Raw genomic sequence first — 20,084 nt, forward strand, 5'->3', positions numbered from 1 at the left:
ATTCTACAAAGAAGGGGTAAACATTCTCCCTTTTTTAGAGATTTTGGAAATACCGTATGATTTTCGGAAAAAAGCGTATAATGTGAAAGAGGAACTCCATTATCATCTTTGATTTACGGGTGAACAGCCGCTTCATGTTCTAATAAGAAATCATGAAAAAACAGCTTTGCTTGCGCATTGAATAATGGTATGATTAGTCTTGGAATGGATCGAAACGGTATCCGTAAGTTTTGTGGAGGTGTATGTTTTTTGTCTGAATCCAGCGCAACAAACGAAATGAAGATTCGACTACCGGAGGCTTTGATGTCTGAAATCGAACGAGTAGCAGAGCAGGATAAGGTAACAAGAAATGAATTGATCTACCGAGCGACAAAAACGTATATTCGTGAACGTAATATTCGACAAAATCGTGAATCGATGAGACGCGGCTACATGGAGATGGCGAAAATTAATCTGAATATCTCTTCAGAGGCACAATACGCAGAATTTGAGGCTGAGAATACAGTTGAGCGATTAGTCAGCGGGGGTTAAACATTTGATTGTTAAACGCGGTGATGTTTACTTTGCTGATTTATCTCCTGTTGTTGGCTCCGAGCAGGGCGGGGTTCGCCCAGTATTGGTGATTCAAAATGACATTGGAAATCGCTTCAGCCCGACTGCTATCGTTGCAGCCATAACAGCCCAAATACAAAAAGCGAAATTACCGACTCACGTCGAAATTGATGCAAAGCGCTACGGCTTTGAACGAGATTCTGTCATTCTCTTGGAGCAGATTCGTACAATCGATAAACAAAGATTGACAGATAAAATCACACATCTTGATGATGAGATGATGGAGAAGGTTGATGAAGCCTTACAAGTTAGTTTGGCTCTTATTGATTTTTAATATGGTGAGATTTGGTTGCTCTCTTGAGAGCAACTTTTTTTTGTGTTCAATTTTTATTAACGTTATAATGAAGAAAGACTAAAAGAAGTGCTGTTTATGTACGTAGGGGGTAAAACATGTCGAATCATATCGTGTTAGCTTTCGCAAGGGAGCATCAAGAGGAATTACAAAAAGAGTGGACGGACATTTTTAGACGACTCGGAGAAAAAGAAACGGACATGATGCTGAACGACAAAATGTATGAAACCATCTGTTCGGAATATGTTCAACTAATCATTACATCTCTTTCAGAGGGGTATAATGAGGATTTTGAAGAAAAAGTGCAAACTCTTGCTTTAAACATTGTTCAAATGGGTATATCACTTAAGTTACTGGCAAATGGTCTAACTGAAATCCGTACACATTTATATCAAAAAATGAACGATGACAAAGATACAACAGAAGAAAGTCATGACCTCATCTGGCAAATCGACCAATTCATCACACCAATTCATAACGAGATCTTAAACCAGTATTCCATCTCATGGGAGAAAACAGTCAGCCTTCAAAAAATTGCGCTGCAGGAACTTTCTGCCCCGCTGATCCCTGTATTTGAGCACATCACCGTCATGCCGCTTGTTGGAACAATTGATACAGATCGTGCGAAAAAAATTATGGAGAACCTGCTCAATGGTGTCGTCAAACATCGCTCACAGGTCGTCTTAATTGATATTACGGGTGTCCCTGTTGTTGATACAATGGTAGCCCACCATATCATTCAAGCGTCTGAGGCTGTGAGATTAGTAGGTGCGAAGTGTTTGCTTGTCGGTATTCGCCCAGAAATAGCCCAAACCATTGTGAACCTTGGAATTGATTTATCTCAAGTTACAACAAAGAATACCCTTCAAAAAGGAATTCAAACTGCTTTGGAAATGACAAATCGAAAAATTGTTTCATTGGAGGGATAACCTAGTGAGAAATCACCCGAAGATTCCAATCTTAAAACTATATAACTGTCTTCTGATTTCAATACAGTGGGAGCTTGATGATCAGACAGCTCTCCACTTTCAAGAAGACTTGCTGAATAAAATTCATGAAACAGGAGCAAACGGTGTTGTCATTGACCTCACATCCGTCGACATGATTGATTCCTTTATTGCAAAGGTATTAGGCGATGTCATCACGATGTCCAAGCTCATGGGGGCAAAAGTTGTATTAACAGGAATACAGCCAGCAGTCGCTGTGACGCTGATTGAACTTGGAATATCGCTTGAAGAAATTCAGACAGCACTAGATCTTGAACAAGGGCTTGAGACACTGAAGCGGGAATTGGGGGAATAGATATGAAAGACCAATCCTGTGTAAGAATATTGACGGAATGGGACATAGTCGCAGCAAGACAATTGGGGCGCAATGTTGCAAAAGAACTTGGATTTGGAACAGTTGACCAAGCAAGAATTACGACGGCCATTTCAGAATTAGCTCGAAACATCTATTTATACGCTGGTAAAGGTCAGATTTGTATAGACGAAGTGATGGAGCGCGGAAAGCGTGGACTCAAAGTCATCGCAGCCGATGAGGGCCCGGGTATCATGGATATACGTAAAGTAATGGAAGACGGATTTTCAACATCAGGCGGACTCGGAGCAGGTCTTCCGGGTGTCAGAAGACTGATGGATGAATTTAAATTAGACTCTGCACCAGAACAAGGAACGGAGATACAAGCTGTTAAGTGGCTTCGCTAGGAGGGAAACCATGGATTTTAAGGAGGTAATGGAGCAGCGGTACCATCAGCTGCTCAGTCGTTATATCAGTGATTTAACTGAAACATCGCTTTATCAAGCTCAAAAATTTAGCCGTAAAACCATTGAGCATCAAATACCTCCTGAAGAAATAGTGAGTGTTCACCGAAAAGTGATTCAGGAGCTTTACCCTGATTTGCCGGAAGATGTTTTTCATTCACTAGACTTCTTAATTGAAGTCATGATTGGGTACGGACTTGCTTACCAAGAACATTTAACACTCAGAGGCATCCAGCAAGAAATAAAATCTGAAATCGAAATTGCTGCAAATGTTCAGCAAACCCTTCTGGAAACGAAAATTCCAGAAGGAGATACCTTTGATATTGGTGCGATTAGTGTACCGGCAAAACAGATGAGTGGAGATTATTACCACTTTGTAACGGATCACGATACAATCAATATCGCGATCGCAGATGTCATTGGAAAGGGAATCCCGGCAGCGCTCTGTATGTCGATGATTAAATATGCGATGGATTCCTTACCAGAGTCAGGGAGCGGCCCAACAAAGGTACTGAAAACCCTGAATCGTGTAGTCGAGCAAAATGTAGATCCAAGTATGTTTATCACGATGTTCTATGGCAGCTATAATAAAGAAACGCATGAGTTTAAATACGCATCGGCTGGTCATGAGCCGGGCTTTTTCTATTGCAAAAAAGAGGACAAATTTTACGATTTAGAAGCGAAAGGGCTTGTCCTCGGGATTGCACCAGACTTTGATTACAGACAGTATGAGAAGCATTTAGACATAGGAGACATGGTGATCTTATTCTCTGATGGGGTCACAGAATCCAAGTCAGAGGACGGTTTCCTAGAGCGGGAAGACATCAAAGCACTCATATCAGAGCACCTATCCTACTCAGCTCAAGAAATGGTGGATGCCATCTACGCCAGCTTACTCAAACTGCAGGATTTTCAGCTGCACGATGACTTTACTTTACTTGTTCTCAAAAGAAAGGTTTAGAAAGTGAACATGCGGGTATATAAAACTTTAGGAAACAAGAATTTCGAGGTGAATGCATAATGAATATGTCTGTAAAAGAGCATCAAATAGATCAAAAAACGAAAATCAGTGTCAGCGGAGAAATCGATGTGTACTCCGCTCCTCAGCTAAGAGAAACGCTCATGCCTAAAGCAGAGGCGGGAGAGCATCTTGAAATCTGTCTAAAGGATGTTACGTATATGGATAGTACAGGTTTAGGTGTATTCGTTGGGCTGTTTAAAGCGGCTCAAAAAGCAGGTGGAACATTAAAGCTTGAGAACTTGTCAGAACGGCTTGTAAGGTTGTTTGAAATCACTGGATTAAAGGACATCATTGACATTTCTGCAAAGTCAGAGGGTGGGGTACAATGAACGAATCAGTAGATCTAATCGAGATGAAAATACCGGCAAAACCAGAATATGTAGGCATCATTCGTTTGACTCTTTCAGGTGTAGCGAGCCGGATGGGCTATGCCTATGAAGAGATTGAAGACTTAAAAATTGCCGTCAGTGAGGCCTGTACAAATGCAGTTCAGCATGCCTACAAAGGTGAAGACGGCGAAGATGGAGAGGTAGCTGTTCGCTTTCTTGTCTACGCGGATCGTCTAGAAATCATTGTCGCTGACAAAGGCGGTAGCTTTGACTTTAAGCAAAAACAGGAAGACTTGGGACCGTACACATCTGCTCATACGGTGGATCAATTGGCAGAAGGAGGTCTTGGTTTATACTTAATGCAAACATTGATGGATGAAGTCGAGGTGCAAGCAAACTCCGGAGTTACCGTGGCGATGACAAAGTTTTTAAACAGGGAGCGAGTTGACCATGACACAACCATCCAAAACTATGAAACTAACTAAAGATGAAGTAGATCGCCTCATCCAAAGCTATCAAACCAATCAAGACGAGCAGGCGCAGCTCACGCTGGTCGAATGCTATACAAACTTGGTTGATATGCTGGCGAAAAAATATTCTAAAGGAAAAAGCTTTCATGAGGACCTCAGACAAGTTGGAATGATTGGTTTACTTGGCGCCATTAAACGATACGACCCGCTCGTCGGTAAATCATTTGAAGCCTTTGCTATTCCAACCATCATCGGGGAAATCAAACGCTTTTTACGAGATAAGACATGGAGTGTCCATGTACCAAGGCGGATCAAAGAGCTTGGACCAAGAATCAAAATGGCAGTCGATCATTTGACAACAGAGACACAGAAATCACCTAAAGTCCAAGAAATTGCAGAATATCTGGATGTAACAGAAGAAGAAGTACTTGAAACTATGGAGATGGGCAAAAGCTATCAAGCACTGTCTGTTGACCAAGGCGTAGAGGCTGATTCTGAAGGAAGTACTGTGACGATTTTAGACGTTGTCGGCTCACAGGAAGAAGGCTACGAACGTGTGAATCAAAAAATGATGCTTGAGAGTGTGCTTCATGTGCTGTCGGATAGAGAAAAAGAGATTATCAATCTGACTTACTTGCAAAATAAGAGTCAGAAAGAGACAGGCGATTTACTCGGCATATCCCAAATGCATGTATCGAGACTGCAGCGGAAGGCAGTGAAAAAACTGCGAGATGCATTATCAGAAGATGCGTCTATGGAGCTAGGGTAATGAAACAGATTGAACAGCATGAGCATGTAAACGCCATTATCTATCAATCGAATAAAGAAGGAAAACCATGCTGCGGGGACAGTTTTTTTATTAAAGCAGATGATGAAGAACTAATTTGTGCTGTAGCAGACGGATTAGGCAGCGGCCAGTACGCCAATGAATCATCTTCTTTAGTCAGCGAAATTGTCGAAGAATATGGACATGAGGATGTGGCGACCCTCATCGACAGATGCAATCAGGCCATGAAAAATAAACGCGGTGCCACAGCTGCGATCTTAAAGGTGAATTTTTCCCAGCAGCAATTTACCTATTGTTCGGTTGGTAATATTCGTTTTATCTTGAATGCACCTTCTGGCGACTATATTTATCCACTTCCGACATCAGGATACTTATCAGGGAAACCTAGAAAATATAAAACATACACCTATTCCTACGAAAAAGGATCGATATTCATTATGTATTCAGACGGACTGAATGTGCCAAACATGCGCATGTGTTTAAAGCATGGACATTCAGTTGAAGACATCGCCAAACAGCTTGAAACATACACACAAGACAAAAAGGACGATCTCACCTATGTACTTGGTCAGCTCACGTAAAATAGCTGACCTTTTTTCTGTTTTGCCGGTTTTTTTGATACACTAAAAGAGAAGACACAGTGAGAGGATGCAAAGTATGAAGACATCTGACTTTTTATTGAAACAAATTGCGACAGAATTAAAGCTTTCAACGAAACAAATTGAAAGTGTGATCAAGCTTTTAGAGGATGGCAACACCGTCCCGTTTATTGCCCGTTATCGGAAAGAGCAGACAGGCTCACTGGATGAGGTGCAAATTCAAACCATTTCAGAGCGCTATACATATATCCAAAATGTCACGAATCGAAAAGAAGAAGTCATTCGCTTAATTGCTGAACAAGACAAACTAACCGATGAATTAAAACAGAAAATTGAACAAGCTCATAAACTGCAAGAGGTCGAAGATTTATACCGGCCATTCAAACAAAAGCGCAAAACAAAAGCGAATGTAGCCAAAGCAAAAGGGCTGGAGCCGCTGGCGGAATATTTACTCACGCTGCCAAGCGATCAGATCGAGAAGAAGGCAGCTGCTTTTATGAATGAAGAAAAAGAAGTGACGAATGTAGAAGAGGCACTTGAGGGTGCGCAGCACATCATTGCTGAACAACTGGCAGATGATCCTGATATGCGAAAATGGATTCGCAGTGAAACGTACCAAAAGGGCAGTCTGGTCACATCAGGAAAAGACGTCGAAAGCGATGAGAAAAACGTCTATGAAATGTATTACGATTATCAAGAGCCAATCAAAAAGATTGTCCCGCACCGTGTACTAGCGGTCAACCGTGGGGAGAAAGAGGGCATTTTAAAGGCAGCCATCGAACCACCTGCTGAAAATATTCGCTTCTATCTCGACAAACAAGTTCTAAAAGGCAAACAGACGACGGCGAGACCGTTTATTGAAGCAGCAATCGATGATGCATATAAACGTCTCATTCAGCCTTCCATCGAACGAGAAATACGAAAAGAGTTGACAGAAAAAGCAGAGGAACAAGCGATTCATATTTTTGCTGAAAACTTAAGAAAACTGCTGCTTCAACCGCCGATGAAAGGGAAGCGTGTACTTGGAGTCGATCCCGCATTTCGGACAGGCTGCAAATTAGCCGTCGTGGATGATACAGGCAAAGTCCATCATATTGGCGTCATTTACCCGCATCCGCCCGTGCAGAAAAAAGCGGAAGCGAAACAAAAAGTGAAAGAGATCATTCAATCATCGAACATTGAAGTCATTGCGATTGGAAACGGAACAGCCTCAAGAGAGACAGAACAATTCATTGCAGACTTGATTCAAGAGCTGGATCAGCCGGTGTCCTATTTGATCGTGAATGAAGCAGGAGCAAGTGTATACTCCGCATCTGCACTTGCGCGAGAAGAGTTTCCAGATCTGCAAGTTGAAGAACGAAGCGCCATTTCAATCGCTAGAAGATTACAAGATCCTTTAGCAGAGCTCGTGAAAATTGATCCGAAGTCTGTTGGTGTGGGCCAATACCAGCATGACGTCAGCCAGAAGCAATTAAACAGCTCGTTAACCTTTGTGGTAGAAACAGTCGTCAACCAAGTTGGTGTAAACGTCAATACAGCCTCACAGGCGCTGCTGCAATATGTGTCAGGCCTTTCAAAAGCCGTCGCTGGGAATATCATCAAAAGGCGCGAAGAGATTGGGAGATTCACAAGCAGAAAAGAATTGAAGGATATTCCAAGGCTCGGTGCTAAAACATATGAGCAGTGTATCGGTTTCTTGCGTATTACAGACGGACAAGATCCGCTTGACCGTACAGGCATTCACCCAGAGAGCTATAAAGAAACAAAACAGTTTTTACGCATGATCAACATGACGCCAGACGATCTTGGCACAGAGCAGTTAAAAGAGAAAATTGCTGAAGTGAAACTGGACGAAGCAGCAGAACAGCTAGATATTGGGACAATTACACTGCAAGATATCATCGATCAGCTCACAAGACCTGAGCGTGATCCGCGGGATGAAGTACCAAAACCGCTGCTCAAAACAGATGTATTGAAATTGGAAGACTTGAAGCAAGGAATGGAGCTGCAAGGAACGGTAAGAAACGTCGTAGACTTTGGCGCATTCGTTGATATTGGCGTAAAGCAGGATGGGCTTGTGCATATTTCCAAACTAAGCAATCGTTTTGTGAAGCATCCGCTTGACGTTGTATCAGTTGGTGACATTGTGACCGTCTGGGTGGACTCGGTTGACCAGGCAAAAGGCCGCGTTGCCCTCTCCATGCTGAAACCAGAGTAAACAAAAAACGAGGCGCACCTTAGGATGGGGTGTGCCTTGATGTGACTGAATGTTTTTTTCTATAAAAGTACCAGCATTGATTCAGCAATTTGATTTGATAATGATTTTTCTCATAAAATGCCTTCTGCATCTGATTTTTCAGCCAGTTGGGCATCGCCCATTCCTCCTTTGATCGAAACAGTGGGTGTATCTTCAATGTATGCATAGGGGAAATTGTCCCGTTCGAGGTTTTTATAGAAAGGAACGATCTTGATTGAACGAGAGAGAGTTACAGCAGTTAACAGAGCACATTTCCCAGCAGTTCTTTGGCAAGACATTCCGCCATCAGGCTGTTTTTAATGAACGGTTAAAAACGACAGGCGGGCGATATTTACTTGGTACACACAATATCGAACTGAACCGCCGATACCTAGAGGAGCATGGACGAGAAGAATTAATCGGGATCATCAAGCATGAGCTGTGTCATTATCATCTACATCTTGAGGGAAAGGGCTATCAGCATCGCGACCGTGATTTTAAAGCGTTATTAAAACAAGTAGAAGCCCCGCGTTTTTGTACACCGCTTAAGACCGTACAAAAGAAGCGACGTGTGGGGAAACGCCATGAATACATTTGCACAGGATGCGGCCGGTCTTTTATCAGAAAAAGACGGTTTGATACCTCTCGTTATGTATGCGGCGTCTGCAAAGGGAAATTAAAGTGGCAGAGCACAACCGATTCATTATGATAAGCATTCCTCTAAGGGGATGCTTTTTTTATTCCAATAGATGTGTGGACATATGGAGACAAAAAGAGACGCATGTCTCATTTTGTCTCTTTTTTCATCGGTGTGATTCGGTCAAAGCCTAAGTGTTCATGTATCTTCATGTTGGCACGATTTTTGCTTGTATAGTAGTGCAAGCAAAAAAGGATAGGAGGTTTTACCAAATGGAAAAGGCATTGACTAAAGAAAAAGCCGTATGGATGTATCAAAAAATGCAGGAAATCCGCCAATTTGAAGATCGAGTACACGCGCTTTTTACAAAAGGAATCTTGCCGGGGTTTGTCCATCTTTATGCTGGCGAAGAAGCTGTTGCCGTAGGAGTCTGTGCACATCTGAATGAAAAAGACAGCATTACAAGTACCCACCGCGGCCACGGCCACTGTATAGCGAAGGGCTGTGATCTAAAAGGAATGATGGCAGAAATCTATGGGAAAGCCACAGGTCTTTGTAAAGGCAAAGGCGGATCCATGCACATTGCAGATTTTGATAAAGGAATGCTTGGTGCCAACGGAATTGTTGGAGGGGGCTTTCCTCTTGCGTGCGGGGCAGCCCTCACAGCCAAATATAAAAAGACAGAAAATGTAAGCGTTTGCTTTTTTGGGGATGGTGCAAACAATCAAGGGACTTTCCACGAAGGAATCAATCTCGCGGCCATCTGGAAACTGCCCGTCATTTTCATCGCAGAAAACAATGGGTACGGAGAAGCGACACCATTTTCCTATGCTTCAAGCTGCAAATCAATCGTCGATCGAGCGGCCGGTTATAACATTCCTGGGATTCAAGTAGACGGAAAAGATGTGATGGCCGTTTATCAAGCCGCAGAACAAGCAATTGAACGAGCGAAAAATGGAGAAGGTCCGACATTGATTGAATGCATGACATATCGGAATTATGGCCATTTCGAAGGAGACGCCCAGCGTTACAAAACCAATCAAGAAAAAACAGAACATCAAGAAGAGAGGGATGCGATCACTCTTTTTAAAAATGAATTGATCAAGCAGCAGCTGCTGACGAATGGAGAGCTATCAAATATTGAAGCGGCAGTAACTGAAGCGATAGATGAAGCCGTTCAATTCAGTGAAGAAAGTGAATATCCAGATCAGACCGAATTATTGACCGACGTGTATGTTTCGTATCAATAAATCAGAAGGAGGAGAGGAAAATGACAAGAGAAATCAGCATGTCTAGTGCATTGAATGAAGCGATTAAGCTTGCCATGAGAAGAGACGAGGATGTCATTTTAATGGGGGAAGATGTTGCTGGAGGCGCTCATGTAGATCACTTACAAGATGATGAAGCATGGGGCGGCGTGCTCGGTGTAACGAAAGGAATCGTTCAGGAGTTTGGACGTGAGCGAGTCCTTGACACACCGATTAGTGAAGCTGGCTATGTAGGTGCGGCCATGGCAGCTGCTTCCACAGGGCTAAGGCCAATTGCAGAACTCATGTTTAATGATTTTATCGGCACCTGTCTGGATCAAGTGCTGAATCAAGGGGCTAAATTTCGATACATGTTTGGCGGAAAAGCAGAGGTGCCAATCACGATCAGAACGACACATGGAGCGGGTTTTAGAGCAGCTGCTCAGCATTCGCAAAGCTTGTATGCGCTATTTACAAGCATCCCTGGATTGAAAGTGGTGGTGCCTTCTTCACCATACGATGCCAAAGGATTGCTACTAGCAGCCATCGAGGATCAGGACCCTGTCATCTTTTTTGAAGACAAAACGCTTTACAATATTACAGGAGATGTTCCGGAGCGATATTACACGCTGCCGCTTGGCAAAGCAGATGTGAAAAGAGAAGGCTCAGATGTGACCATTTTTGCAGTAGGCAAACAAGTTCATACAGCACTCGAAGCAGCAGAACAATTAGCTGCCCAAGGAATAGAAGCCGAGGTGATTGATCCTAGAAGCTTGTCACCGCTCGATGAAGAGGCCATTCTGACTTCAGTAGAGAAAACGAATCGGCTTGTCATTGTGGATGAAGCAAATCCGAGGTGCGGAATTGCCGCAGATATTTCTTCTCTGGTTGCGGATAAAGGCTTCGATTTACTCGACGCTCCAATCAAAAAAGTGACGGCTCCTCATACACCGGTCCCATTTTCACCACCGCTTGAAGATATATATTTGCCGACACCTGATAAGGTTGTGAACACTGTCTTAGAGATGGTTGGAAAAAGTCATGACAAGATCTTGAACTAAAGAAAGGAGAGAGGGAGATGGCTGTCGAGGTTGTGATGCCGAAATTGGGCATGTCAATGAAAGAAGGAACGGTATCTGTCTGGAATAAAGAGATCGGAGAGACCGTGAATAAAGGGGAAAGCATTGCAAGCATCAACTCTGAAAAAATTGAAATGGAGATCGAATCACCTGCAGAAGGAACTATATTGGATATAAAAGTGTCTGAGGGAGAAGGTGTACCGCCTGGCACGGTCATCTGCTATATCGGTGAAGGAAATGAACAGGTCGAGGAAAAGAAAGAAAAAGACCTGCCGCCAAAACAAAAGAAAGAGAGAATAAAAATCTCCCCTGTTGCACGTAAGATTGCTCAAAGTGCTAATTTGGATATTCATACACTAGTGGGAACAGGTCCAGATGGGAGAATCACGAAAGCGGATGTGCTTCGGGCACTTCCTGATGAAAAAGAAAAACAACACAATGAACCAACAAAGCATCAGCCAGTCAGCATGATGCGGAAAACCATTGCCTCGCGAATGATGGAAAGCCTGCAAACAAGTGCACAATTAACAATAACGATGAAAGCGGATGTGACAAAACTTACAGCTTTACAGTCTGAGTTGAACGAAACAGCTGGAGCACAACACGATATGAAATTAACCATGACCGATTTTGTAGCCAAAGCAGTGATTCTTTCTCTGCAAAAGCACCCTGCAATGAACAGTCAATATCAACATGATAGAGTCGAAACTTTTGAGCATGTACATCTTGGAATCGCTGCTGCTTTAGATCATGGGCTGGCAGTGCCTGTTATTCGGCATGCGGAAAAGCTTTCACTTATTGAGCTGGCGAAGAGTATCAAATCGTATGGCAAAAAAGCACGTGAAGGCAAACTTCTCCACGATGAAATTGAAGGCTCTACCTTTACAATCACTAACCTAGGTGCTTATGGTGTGGAACATTTCACCCCGATTTTGAATCCGCCGGAAGCAGGTATTCTTGGCGTTGGAAAAGCGGATCAAATGCCTGTTTATCAGGGGAATGAATTATGTAAAGGGACGATCCTGCCACTCAGTCTGACATTTGACCATCGCGTGCTGGACGGGGCGCCGGCATCACAATTTTTATCAACTGTTAAAGCGTATTTAGAAAATCCAGTATCCATTCTTTTATAGGAAGCAGGTGAAATGAATGACGCTTGTCATTATAGGAGGCGGGCCAGCAGGATATGTGGCGGCAATAACAGCCGCCCGTTTTGACAGAGAGGTTGTACTAATCGACCAAGGCCTGTTAGGAGGTACCTGCCTGAATGAAGGCTGTATCCCAACGAAAGCACTTTTACAAAGCGCTGATATGTACGAGCATGTGAAATCAGCTGGTCATTTTGGAATTGAGCTTCCAGGGAAGGAGCCTATCATTCATTGGGATGCCGTTCAAAAGCGGAAGCGGTCAGTCGTCAAGCAGCTGACTGATGGCGTTCGTTATTTGATGAATAAAAACAAAATCAGCGTGTTAAATGGGAAAGCATCATTTCTTTCGGCACATGAGCTATTGATAGAAAGTGAAGGGACATCTGAAATCATTCAAGCAAAACAAATCATTATTGCTTCAGGATCAGAACCTGCTGCTTTGCCTTTCGCCCCATTTGACAGGGAGTGGATCATTGATAGTAAGGATGCCATGACGCTCCCTTCAATACCAGATTCGCTTTGTATCATTGGCGGAGGGGTGATCGGTTGTGAGTTTGCAAGCATCTTTAGCAGAATGGGATCAAAGGTTGTCATGGTTGAACAGGCAGCACACATTTTACCTGAAGAAGATCACGATACCGCTAACTGTCTTCACGATCAGCTTCAAAAAGCTGGTGTGGAGATTTTGACATCAGCAACAGTCAAACAGCTTGATGCAATCTCAAAAAAAGTGGTGGTTGAGAAGGAACATGGAGAGCGCTGTGACATCAAGGCCGATCATTGTTTAGTCGCCATTGGCAGAAAGCCGAGGCTGGGAGAGCTGAATCTTGAACAGGTCGGCATTGAATTTGATAGAAACGGGATCTGCGTCAATGAGCATATGCAAACCAATCTCCCGCATATCTATGCGTGCGGTGATGTGACAGGCGGTGTTCAGCTTGCTCATGCTGCTTTTCATGAAGGAACGATTGCGGCATCACATGCATCAGGTGAAGATGTAAAGGTCAATGAACAAGTGATTCCAAGGTGCATCTACACGTCTCCAGAAATCGCGAGTGTCGGTTTAAATGAAGAGAGTGCTAGAAAACAATATGGGGAGATTCGGATAGGGAAATTCGCTTTTTCTGCTAATGGAAAAGCACTCATTTTAAATCAGCCAGCAGGTCAAGTAAAGGTCATTGTCGAACCGCAATATCAAGAAATTTTAGGTGTATCCATTATCGGGCCAAATGCCACAGAACTGATTGGACAAGCGGCAGTGATGATGCATACAGAGTTAACAGCTGATACATTAGAGCAGTTTATTGCGGCACATCCGACACTCTCTGAGGCGATACACGAAGCCTTGCTGCAAACAAATGGACGAGCGGTGCACTGCTGATAGAGAAACATTTTATCCGAATGAATTCCCTGGGTCAGCCAATAATTGAAAGCGCTTTTATAATTATCTATAATGGATAAAAAGCCCCCAGAGGAGAGGATGGAATGAATCCGACGCCTTGTTATTTAAATACTTGGAAACGTTTTGTTCGTGAAGGTTTACTTGATAGGTCTCGTCTGGATAAGAGAGTGATGGAGTCATGGCACAGATGTAAACAGGCAAATGTGAACCCGTATTTAGATAAAGGACAGTCGTTGTTAGAAAAGGAATTATTCAGTATTCAAAAAAAGAAGTACTCACTATTCCTAAATGCCGCTCTTCCTTACTTAAATAAAATTAGTCAGCAATTAAAAGAATCGGACATGATGGCCTTACTCATCGATGCAGATGGCTATGTGCTGAGTTTGACAGGAAGCCAAAGGACACTGGTAGAAGCGAAAAAAATAAATTTTATGGAGGGCGCGCGCTGGACCGAAGCCGATGTGGGGACGAACGCTATTGGAACGGCACTGGTCATTGGGGAAGCTGTAGCGATCAACGGAACTGAGCATTTTTCAGTCGCTTCCCACCATTGGAGTTGTTCAGCGGCCCCTATTCGTGATGCAGACGGCACGGTCATAGGAGTCATTGATATCTCCTGTATGGCGGATCAAAGGCATCCTTTTATGCTTGGGATGGCTTCAACAGTTGCATATGCTATAGAGAGAGAAATTCAGGTCCAGCAAAAAAGGAAAGAGATGGAGCTGGTCAGTCATTGTCTCCAGCAGGTGGAAGCGGACGAGCCGTATGTTGTCTGTAATGAGAAAAAGCAGATTGTTTCGGCAAGCAAGCCGATTAGAGATCGGTTTTCAGACTGGTATGGAATGGATGTTGAGCTGCTCATGGCTGATACATTTGTTACACGAGACAAGCGTCTCATTCAGTCAGAACAAGACGGAGAGCTGCTTGGGATGTCTTTTTCTCTTGAAGAAGCAAAGAAGAGAAATATCACCGTTTCTTTTCCTCAATTTCCCGGGGAATCTGGAACAAGTACAGTATTTCAGCAGACACTTAGCGAATTGAAACGAGCGGCACAAACAGATGTAAATGTATATATTTGGGGAGAAACAGGTACAGGGAAAGAACTGGCCGCTCGAGCAATTCACTTAGCTAGTGAAAGACATAAAGGACCGTTTATTGCCGTTAATTGTGGAGCCATACCAGAAAGCCTGTTAGAAAGCGAACTATTTGGTTATGCTGAAGGAGCTTTTACAGGGGCAAAACGTCATGGAGCAAAGGGGAAATTTGAACAGGCTCAGAAAGGAACTCTCTTTTTAGACGAAATTGGCGAAATCCCTTATGCGATGCAAGTGGCGCTTCTTAGGGTCATTGAAGAAAGAAAAGTCGTACCGCTCGGCGGGACACACGAAATCCCTTTGGATATTAGAATCATAACAGCGACACACCGGAATATAAACGAACTGCTGAAGGAAGGAAAAATACGTGAAGATTTGTATTACCGTCTTCATGTCTATCCAATCAACATCCCGCCGCTTAGAGAAAGAAAAGAAGACATTGTTGATTTCTATCGCTATTACCAAAAGAAACACCAATGGAATGCGACATTTCCTGAATCTTTTTTTCGTAAGCTAGAAGCGTACCACTGGCCAGGAAACATACGAGAGCTTTTTAATCTGTTTGAACATATAAGGGTACTATTTCCTAAAGGAGGATGGATTGGTGAATCGCAATATGCGGCGTTATTAGAGGCGATGGATCAGAAAAAGCAGAAGCTGCATCTACCAGAGTATACCGAGAATCCAAAAGAACTCACGCTAAGGGAACGCATTCAAAAGCAAACGGTGATTGAAGCATTGCACAAAACAAAAGGTCATGTGTCAGAAGCAGCGAGGCTGGCAGAGGTGCCAAGAAGCACCTTTTACAAGTGGATGCGAAAGTATAAGCTGTCATGAACTCATAGGGAGCGCAGCAGCAAGGAGGCCTTGGTCTTTCAGTTAGAGGTCGGGGTCTTTCTGTCATGTCTAAACAGAAAACAAAAAGGAAGGAAGAAAGGCTTGACTGTTATATTAGTATATGTTAAATTATAAAAGCCGTCGCTAATGAGACAGGAATGAAACACTTAAAAATTCTTGACACATTTTTCTGGCATAGATATAATGAAACATGTCTTATTATTCCGCAGTAGCTCAGTGGTAGAGCTATCGGCTGTTAACCGATCGGTCGTAGGTTCGAGTCCTACCTGCGGAGCCATAATGGAGAAGTACTCAAGTGGCTGAAGAGGCGCCCCTGCTAAGGGTGTAGGTCGCGCGAGCGGCGCGAGGGTTCAAATCCCTCCTTCTCCGCCATTATTGTATGGCCCGTTGGTCAAGCGGTTAAGACACCGCCCTTTCACGGCGGTAACACGGGTTCGAATCCCGTACGGGTCATGTTTTGTTTTTTGATTCGTTGGGCTATAGCCAAGCGGTAAGGCAACGGACTTTGACTCCGTCATGCGTTGGTTCGAATCCAGCTAGCCCAGCCATTTTTTATATATGTTTTTCTGCATAGCAGATGAGCCATTAGCTCAGTTGGTAGAGCATCTGACTTTTAATCAGAGGGTCGAAGGTTCGAGTCCTTCATGGCTCACCATTGTCACGCGGGTGTGGCGGAATTGGCAGACGCGCTAGACTTAGGATCTAGTGTCTTTATGACGTGGGGGTTCAAGTCCCTTCACCCGCATTGTTTTTTCAAACAGTGCACTTATGAATATATGAGCACATCATACACGCGGTCGTGGCGGAATGGCAGACGCGCTAGGTTGAGGGCCTAGTGGGTGAATAACCCGTGGAGGTTCAAGTCCTCTCGGCCGCATCTAAGAAACCAAAGGTTGTAGACCTTTGGTTTTTTTTGTGCTTTCTAATTAGTTTGAACAGTTATATATGATAGTTTACGATGATAACAAGTTTAGTGAAAAAAGAATTTTTCTAAAATTGTGATAAAATATTGAAGAGTAGGAAAGGGGAAATAAAAACATGTCAATTTACCATAAAGTCATTGGAGAAGGGTATCCGATCGTGATATTGCATGGTTGGACTCTTGACCATCAGGTAATGTTACACGCATTGGAACCGGTATTCGAAAAACGAAGCGGTTGGAAGAGAATATACATAGATTTACCAGGTATGGGACGTTCAAAGCCACATCCGTCTATTCAGAACTCTGATGATGTGCTAGAAGCGATATTGTGTCTTTTGGACGAGATTATCCCTGATGAACAGTTTATTGTTTGTGGTTATTCATATGGAGGGTACATCGCCAGAGGTATCGTTCGTTCACGTCAGGAAACCGTTCGTGGATTACTGCTTGTGGCGCCCATGACTATACCAGAATTCAATGAAAGAGTCGTACCAGAGGCGGCGGTTTTAAAAAGTGACAGCAGCTTCATATCACAATTGTCTTCAGAGGAGGTAGATGAATTTTGCTCTATGATAGTTGTGCAAGGAAAAACGGAATGGGAGAGGTTTCGAGATGAAATTTTACTTCCTTCTAAACAAACAAATCATGATTTCATCAACAACATTCATCAAAATGGATATGGTTTTACCTTCGATATTTCAACTGATCTTAAGTATCCAACGCTCATTATCACAGGGCGCCAGGACAATGTAGTCGGATACCACGATGCATGGCGGCTCATCGAAGATTATCCAAGAGCCACTTTTGCGGTGCTTGATATGGCTGGTCACAACCTACAAATTGAACAACCCGATGTATTTAACTCATTAGTCGATAATTGGTTAAATAGACTTGAGTTGGAAAGTCTTTAGTAAGGTACAACTTATTATAGAATTCAAGCTTTATGATTAACATGTCTATACCTTTTACCATCATCCCCCTGTCTAATGATGTACTTATGTTTCTTCTAATCAACAAATTGCAATTATTACCGATTCATGCTATAATGAAAAGTAATTATTTTTGTTCGGCGTAAAGGATAGTATGAAGATTGACTTTTCGTCTTGAGGGTACTTTGGGCAAGGATAGTATAATACATTGTGTGGTAAACGCACGAGGAGGCAACAATCATGGAACAAGGTACAGTAAAATGGTTTAACGCAGAAAAAGGTTTTGGATTTATCGAACGTGAAGAAGGCGACGATGTATTCGTACATTTCTCAGCTATCCAAGGCGACGGATTCAAATCTTTAGACGAAGGTCAAAAAGTATCATTTGACGTAGAGCAAGGTTCTCGTGGAGCTCAAGCTGCTAACGTTCAAAAAATTGCTTAATCTTCATTCTTTTAAAACAGGTTCTCTACGGAGAGCCTGTTTTTTTGCATGAAAAAACCCTACTCAACGTACAAGTAGGGAGATGGTACAAGGTATTCGTAAAAATTTCATGCTTCAAAGGTTAGTTTAGTATAACATACTGGATTGACAATATGCGGAATTTTCCTAAATAATTTCTTTTTCTTTTCAAAGTGACAGGGCGTGGAGCTATTCGTAGAGAATAACAAATGAGGGAGAAGGTGGGAGTAAAAAAGTGGTATAAATTTTTAAGAAAAGCTCTTAATCTGTTTTTCGGTAATTCCTTCGATGACTTCCAGTTCACTAATCAAATACTCATAAGCATCATCCAGCATTTTCTTTTCACTTGAATTGAGTGGTTTTTCTTTTTTCATTCGCAAGAGGTCACGTACAACTTCAGCGCCTTCTTGGATATCGCCTGTTTTGATTTTGTTTGTATTGATTTTATACCTTTCTTTCCAGGACAATAATGTATCTGAGGTTTCATTCTGAAAAATGTGGATAATGTTCTTGATGGCAAGTATATTCGTAACTGCTCTTATATTTGACCCTGACATTTTCTTTGTTGGAATCATCACTTTCATCTGGCTGACGGACATCTTAATGACATAATACTCTTCTGTCTCGGCAGAAAATTTCTTTTCTTCTATGGCTTCAATTATGCCTGTTCCGTGCATTGGATAAACAATGTTATCACCAATTTGAAACATTTCATCCACCTCCATAAATTGTATCTACTATAAGGGTATCACAAATGAAGGTGTAATAACCAAATTTTTAATAATAACATGTTTTTTATTTTTATGTCAATATTTTTTGTGCGAATTTCAGAGGATTTTTGCTGTGAAATGTCCATTGCATACACCTGTGTAAAAGGAAAAGGTTGAAACATAACAAAAGACCAGCCAATCAGGCTAGTCTCTTAAAACAAATAGCAATCACAACGTAGCAATATCAATCACAACGTAGCAATATCAATCACAAACCGGTAACGCACATCACTTTTCAGCACACGTTCATACGCTTCATCAACTTGATTCGCGTTAATCACTTCAATTTGTGGTGCGATGTTGTGAGCAGCTGCGAAATCGAGCATTTCTTGTGTTTCTTGGATGCCGCCAACGAGTGAACCAGCAATGCTGCGACGGCCGGAAATTAATGAAAAGACGTGGAATTGATCCGGCTTAGGCGGTGCACCGACGTTCACCAAGGTTCCATCTACACGGAGTAAGGACAGATAGGCATCCACATTAATGTTGGCAGAGACTGTATTGAGAATGAGGTCATACTGACCGGCTAGTGTCTGAAACGTTTCAGGATCACTTGTAGCAAAATAGTCTTTTGCACCAAATGATCGTGCTTCTTCTTTTTTATTCAAAGAGCGGCTTAAAACCGTTACTTCAGCGCCAAGTGCGCGTGCGAATTGAATGGCGACATGACCGAGTCCACCCATCCCGACGATAGCGACCTTTTTACCAGGGCCTGCCTTCCAGTGCTTTAATGGAGAATAAGTTGTAATGCCGGCACAGAGAAGAGGGCTTGCGGCATCAAGAGGCAGTTGATCAGGAATGCTGACGACAAATCGTTCAGTCACGACAATTTTTTGACTGTAGCCGCCATAAGTCGGTTCCCCGTCATAGTCACGGCTGTTATATGTTTGGACGACCCCTTTTGTGCAATACTGCTCGTCTCCATTTTGACAATATTCACAGGTGCCGCAGGAATCCACAAAGCAGCCAACACCTACACGGTCACCGATTTGAAACTTCGTCACATCATCCCCTACAGCTGCAACGACCCCAGTAATCTCATGACCAGGAACCATCGGGAAAATACCGCCGCCCCATTCATCAAAAGCGCTGTGGATATCTGAATGACAGATCCCGCTAAATTGAATATCAATTAAAATATCATGTGGACGAAGTGCTCTTCGTTCAATAGTCGTCCGTTCAAAATTCGCTTTTGCGTGTGAAACACTTAAAACATTTGATTGGTGCGTCTGACACATTCTTGATCATCCTTTCAAAAATAAGCTTCGATTCTTTCTTCTATACTGTACTTCTTAAAGTGAACTATAAGTCAACAGAAAACCTTTTGTAATAACGAATTCAACATTCTTGAATCAAGAATTGAGCCAAAAGCATCTTGCTTTCTTTTTTAAAATGGAGATGATGAGGAAAGGGAGATCGGAAGGTAA

General features: G+C 42.7%; 22 protein-coding genes and 7 tRNA genes. 26 read left to right on the forward strand and 3 right to left on the reverse strand.

Features of this window, described 5'->3' with window-relative positions; translation table 11 throughout:
- Positions 1-249: 249 nt before the first annotated feature.
- The 11 genes from ACN6NB_RS02425 (at position 250) to ACN6NB_RS02475 (ending at position 8,091) form a co-directional block, all read left to right on the forward strand.
- A complete protein-coding gene (locus ACN6NB_RS02425) occupies positions 250-531 on the forward strand; it encodes a hypothetical protein (protein WP_003214273.1) in 282 nt (93 codons plus the stop codon).
- Positions 532-535: 4 nt separating this feature from the next.
- A complete protein-coding gene (gene ndoA, locus ACN6NB_RS02430; protein WP_024425388.1) occupies positions 536-886 on the forward strand; it encodes a type II toxin-antitoxin system endoribonuclease NdoA in 351 nt (116 codons plus the stop codon).
- Between the two features lie 116 nt (positions 887-1,002).
- Positions 1,003-1,833: an RsbT co-antagonist protein RsbRA gene (locus tag ACN6NB_RS02435; RefSeq protein WP_039176712.1), complete on the forward strand. Its 831-nt coding sequence runs from the start codon at positions 1,003-1,005 to the stop codon at positions 1,831-1,833.
- A gap of 4 nt (positions 1,834-1,837) precedes the next feature.
- The gene (gene rsbS / locus ACN6NB_RS02440) at positions 1,838-2,206 is read left to right on the forward strand and encodes an RsbT antagonist protein RsbS (RefSeq protein ID WP_003214235.1); all 369 of its coding nucleotides are present in this window, start codon (positions 1,838-1,840) and stop codon (positions 2,204-2,206) included.
- A 2-nt stretch (positions 2,207-2,208) separates the two neighbouring features.
- Positions 2,209-2,610, forward strand: a complete 402-nt coding sequence (locus ACN6NB_RS02445; protein ID WP_024425390.1) for an anti-sigma regulatory factor — start codon at positions 2,209-2,211, stop codon at positions 2,608-2,610.
- A 10-nt stretch (positions 2,611-2,620) separates the two neighbouring features.
- Positions 2,621-3,628: a PP2C family protein-serine/threonine phosphatase gene (locus ACN6NB_RS02450; protein ID WP_039176714.1), complete on the forward strand. Its 1,008-nt coding sequence runs from the start codon at positions 2,621-2,623 to the stop codon at positions 3,626-3,628.
- 59 nt (positions 3,629-3,687) lie between these two features.
- On the forward strand, positions 3,688-4,017 hold the full coding sequence (locus tag ACN6NB_RS02455) for an anti-sigma factor antagonist (RefSeq protein ID WP_017358393.1): 330 nt from the start codon (positions 3,688-3,690) through the stop codon (positions 4,015-4,017).
- Positions 4,014-4,502 carry an anti-sigma B factor RsbW gene (rsbW, locus tag ACN6NB_RS02460; RefSeq protein WP_039176716.1) on the forward strand — a complete coding sequence of 163 codons (489 nt, stop codon included), beginning with the start codon at positions 4,014-4,016 and terminating at the stop codon, positions 4,500-4,502. Before ACN6NB_RS02455 ends, rsbW begins: the two co-directional genes overlap by 4 nt.
- Complete coding sequence (gene sigB / locus ACN6NB_RS02465) at positions 4,468-5,256, forward strand: RNA polymerase sigma factor SigB (RefSeq protein ID WP_024427378.1); 789 nt, start codon at positions 4,468-4,470, stop codon at positions 5,254-5,256. Before rsbW ends, sigB begins: the two co-directional genes overlap by 35 nt.
- Complete coding sequence (locus tag ACN6NB_RS02470) at positions 5,256-5,855, forward strand: PP2C family serine/threonine-protein phosphatase (RefSeq protein WP_039176718.1); 600 nt, start codon at positions 5,256-5,258, stop codon at positions 5,853-5,855. The genes sigB and ACN6NB_RS02470 overlap by 1 nt, the downstream gene beginning before the upstream one ends.
- Before the next feature lie 76 nt (positions 5,856-5,931).
- Complete coding sequence (locus tag ACN6NB_RS02475) at positions 5,932-8,091, forward strand: Tex family protein (RefSeq protein ID WP_039176721.1); 2,160 nt, start codon at positions 5,932-5,934, stop codon at positions 8,089-8,091.
- 19 nt (positions 8,092-8,110) lie between these two features.
- Here the strand turns inward: ACN6NB_RS02475 and cmpA are convergent, their stop codons facing one another.
- Positions 8,111-8,245, reverse strand: coding sequence for a cortex morphogenetic protein CmpA (cmpA, locus tag ACN6NB_RS02480; protein ID WP_008346893.1), 135 nt, complete (start codon positions 8,243-8,245; stop codon positions 8,111-8,113).
- Positions 8,246-8,344: 99 nt separating this feature from the next.
- Here cmpA and ACN6NB_RS02485 point away from each other — a divergent pair, with 99 nt between their 5' ends.
- The 15 genes from ACN6NB_RS02485 (at position 8,345) to cspC (ending at position 17,869) form a co-directional block, all read left to right on the forward strand.
- Entirely contained in the window at positions 8,345-8,818 is a 474-nt protein-coding gene (locus ACN6NB_RS02485) for a SprT family protein (RefSeq protein WP_099662930.1), read from the forward strand.
- Between the two features lie 200 nt (positions 8,819-9,018).
- Positions 9,019-9,996: a thiamine pyrophosphate-dependent dehydrogenase E1 component subunit alpha gene (locus ACN6NB_RS02490; protein ID WP_064498168.1), complete on the forward strand. Its 978-nt coding sequence runs from the start codon at positions 9,019-9,021 to the stop codon at positions 9,994-9,996.
- A 20-nt stretch (positions 9,997-10,016) separates the two neighbouring features.
- On the forward strand, positions 10,017-11,054 hold the full coding sequence (locus tag ACN6NB_RS02495; RefSeq protein WP_008346887.1) for an alpha-ketoacid dehydrogenase subunit beta: 1,038 nt from the start codon (positions 10,017-10,019) through the stop codon (positions 11,052-11,054).
- Positions 11,055-11,071: 17 nt separating this feature from the next.
- Complete coding sequence (locus ACN6NB_RS02500; RefSeq protein WP_126681957.1) at positions 11,072-12,205, forward strand: dihydrolipoamide acetyltransferase family protein; 1,134 nt, start codon at positions 11,072-11,074, stop codon at positions 12,203-12,205.
- Between the two features lie 16 nt (positions 12,206-12,221).
- Entirely contained in the window at positions 12,222-13,601 is a 1,380-nt protein-coding gene (lpdA, locus tag ACN6NB_RS02505; protein ID WP_039176732.1) for a dihydrolipoyl dehydrogenase, read from the forward strand.
- A 104-nt stretch (positions 13,602-13,705) separates the two neighbouring features.
- Positions 13,706-15,553 (forward strand): sigma-54-dependent Fis family transcriptional regulator, encoded by a 1,848-nt coding sequence (locus ACN6NB_RS02510; RefSeq protein WP_474253217.1) that lies wholly within the window; start codon positions 13,706-13,708, stop codon positions 15,551-15,553.
- Positions 15,554-15,776: 223 nt separating this feature from the next.
- Positions 15,777-15,851 (forward strand) — tRNA-Asn (locus ACN6NB_RS02515).
- A gap of 4 nt (positions 15,852-15,855) precedes the next feature.
- Positions 15,856-15,946 (forward strand) — tRNA-Ser (locus ACN6NB_RS02520).
- Between the two features lie 9 nt (positions 15,947-15,955).
- Positions 15,956-16,027, forward strand: a tRNA-Glu gene (locus ACN6NB_RS02525).
- A 20-nt stretch (positions 16,028-16,047) separates the two neighbouring features.
- A tRNA-Gln gene (locus ACN6NB_RS02530) sits at positions 16,048-16,122 on the forward strand.
- A gap of 31 nt (positions 16,123-16,153) precedes the next feature.
- Positions 16,154-16,229 (forward strand) — tRNA-Lys (locus ACN6NB_RS02535).
- A 7-nt stretch (positions 16,230-16,236) separates the two neighbouring features.
- Positions 16,237-16,319 (forward strand) — tRNA-Leu (locus tag ACN6NB_RS02540).
- Between the two features lie 48 nt (positions 16,320-16,367).
- Positions 16,368-16,451: transfer RNA gene (locus tag ACN6NB_RS02545), tRNA-Leu, on the forward strand.
- Positions 16,452-16,612: 161 nt separating this feature from the next.
- Complete coding sequence (locus tag ACN6NB_RS02550) at positions 16,613-17,407, forward strand: alpha/beta fold hydrolase (RefSeq protein ID WP_039176737.1); 795 nt, start codon at positions 16,613-16,615, stop codon at positions 17,405-17,407.
- A 258-nt stretch (positions 17,408-17,665) separates the two neighbouring features.
- Entirely contained in the window at positions 17,666-17,869 is a 204-nt protein-coding gene (cspC, locus tag ACN6NB_RS02555; protein ID WP_008346765.1) for a cold shock protein CspC, read from the forward strand.
- A gap of 266 nt (positions 17,870-18,135) precedes the next feature.
- On the opposite strand, the gene ACN6NB_RS02560 is transcribed toward cspC, so the two are convergent.
- Positions 18,136-18,597 carry a CarD family transcriptional regulator gene (locus ACN6NB_RS02560; RefSeq protein ID WP_039176740.1) on the reverse strand — a complete coding sequence of 154 codons (462 nt, stop codon included), beginning with the start codon at positions 18,595-18,597 and terminating at the stop codon, positions 18,136-18,138.
- A gap of 248 nt (positions 18,598-18,845) precedes the next feature.
- Entirely contained in the window at positions 18,846-19,895 is a 1,050-nt protein-coding gene (locus ACN6NB_RS02565; protein WP_106025669.1) for an NAD(P)-dependent alcohol dehydrogenase, read from the reverse strand.
- Positions 19,896-20,084 lie beyond the last annotated feature (189 nt).

It is taken from the genome of Bacillus sp. 11B20, from assembly GCF_056098985.1.

Excerpts from the sequence above, each read along its gene's own strand:
- cspC (WP_008346765.1), top strand. The coding sequence starts at position 17,666 with ATGGAACAAGGTACAGTAAAATGGTTTAACGCAGAAAAAGGTTTTGGA.
- ACN6NB_RS02455 (WP_017358393.1), top strand. The coding sequence starts at position 3,688 with ATGAATATGTCTGTAAAAGAGCATCAAATAGATCAAAAAACGAAAATC.
- ACN6NB_RS02445 (WP_024425390.1), top strand. The coding sequence starts at position 2,209 with ATGAAAGACCAATCCTGTGTAAGAATATTGACGGAATGGGACATAGTC.
- sigB (WP_024427378.1), top strand. The coding sequence starts at position 4,468 with ATGACACAACCATCCAAAACTATGAAACTAACTAAAGATGAAGTAGAT.
- rsbW (WP_039176716.1), top strand. The coding sequence starts at position 4,014 with ATGAACGAATCAGTAGATCTAATCGAGATGAAAATACCGGCAAAACCA.
- lpdA (WP_039176732.1), top strand. The coding sequence starts at position 12,222 with ATGACGCTTGTCATTATAGGAGGCGGGCCAGCAGGATATGTGGCGGCA.
- ACN6NB_RS02450 (WP_039176714.1), top strand. The coding sequence starts at position 2,621 with ATGGATTTTAAGGAGGTAATGGAGCAGCGGTACCATCAGCTGCTCAGT.
- ACN6NB_RS02500 (WP_126681957.1), top strand. The coding sequence starts at position 11,072 with ATGGCTGTCGAGGTTGTGATGCCGAAATTGGGCATGTCAATGAAAGAA.
- ACN6NB_RS02435 (WP_039176712.1), top strand. The coding sequence starts at position 1,003 with ATGTCGAATCATATCGTGTTAGCTTTCGCAAGGGAGCATCAAGAGGAA.
- ACN6NB_RS02565 (WP_106025669.1), bottom strand. The coding sequence starts at position 19,895 with ATGTGTCAGACGCACCAATCAAATGTTTTAAGTGTTTCACACGCAAAA.
- ACN6NB_RS02560 (WP_039176740.1), bottom strand. The coding sequence starts at position 18,597 with ATGTTTCAAATTGGTGATAACATTGTTTATCCAATGCACGGAACAGGC.
- ACN6NB_RS02510 (WP_474253217.1), top strand. The coding sequence starts at position 13,706 with ATGAATCCGACGCCTTGTTATTTAAATACTTGGAAACGTTTTGTTCGT.
- ACN6NB_RS02470 (WP_039176718.1), top strand. The coding sequence starts at position 5,256 with ATGAAACAGATTGAACAGCATGAGCATGTAAACGCCATTATCTATCAA.
- ACN6NB_RS02550 (WP_039176737.1), top strand. The coding sequence starts at position 16,613 with ATGTCAATTTACCATAAAGTCATTGGAGAAGGGTATCCGATCGTGATA.
- ACN6NB_RS02495 (WP_008346887.1), top strand. The coding sequence starts at position 10,017 with ATGACAAGAGAAATCAGCATGTCTAGTGCATTGAATGAAGCGATTAAG.
- cmpA (WP_008346893.1), bottom strand. The coding sequence starts at position 8,245 with ATGCCCAACTGGCTGAAAAATCAGATGCAGAAGGCATTTTATGAGAAA.
- ACN6NB_RS02475 (WP_039176721.1), top strand. The coding sequence starts at position 5,932 with ATGAAGACATCTGACTTTTTATTGAAACAAATTGCGACAGAATTAAAG.
- ACN6NB_RS02490 (WP_064498168.1), top strand. The coding sequence starts at position 9,019 with ATGGAAAAGGCATTGACTAAAGAAAAAGCCGTATGGATGTATCAAAAA.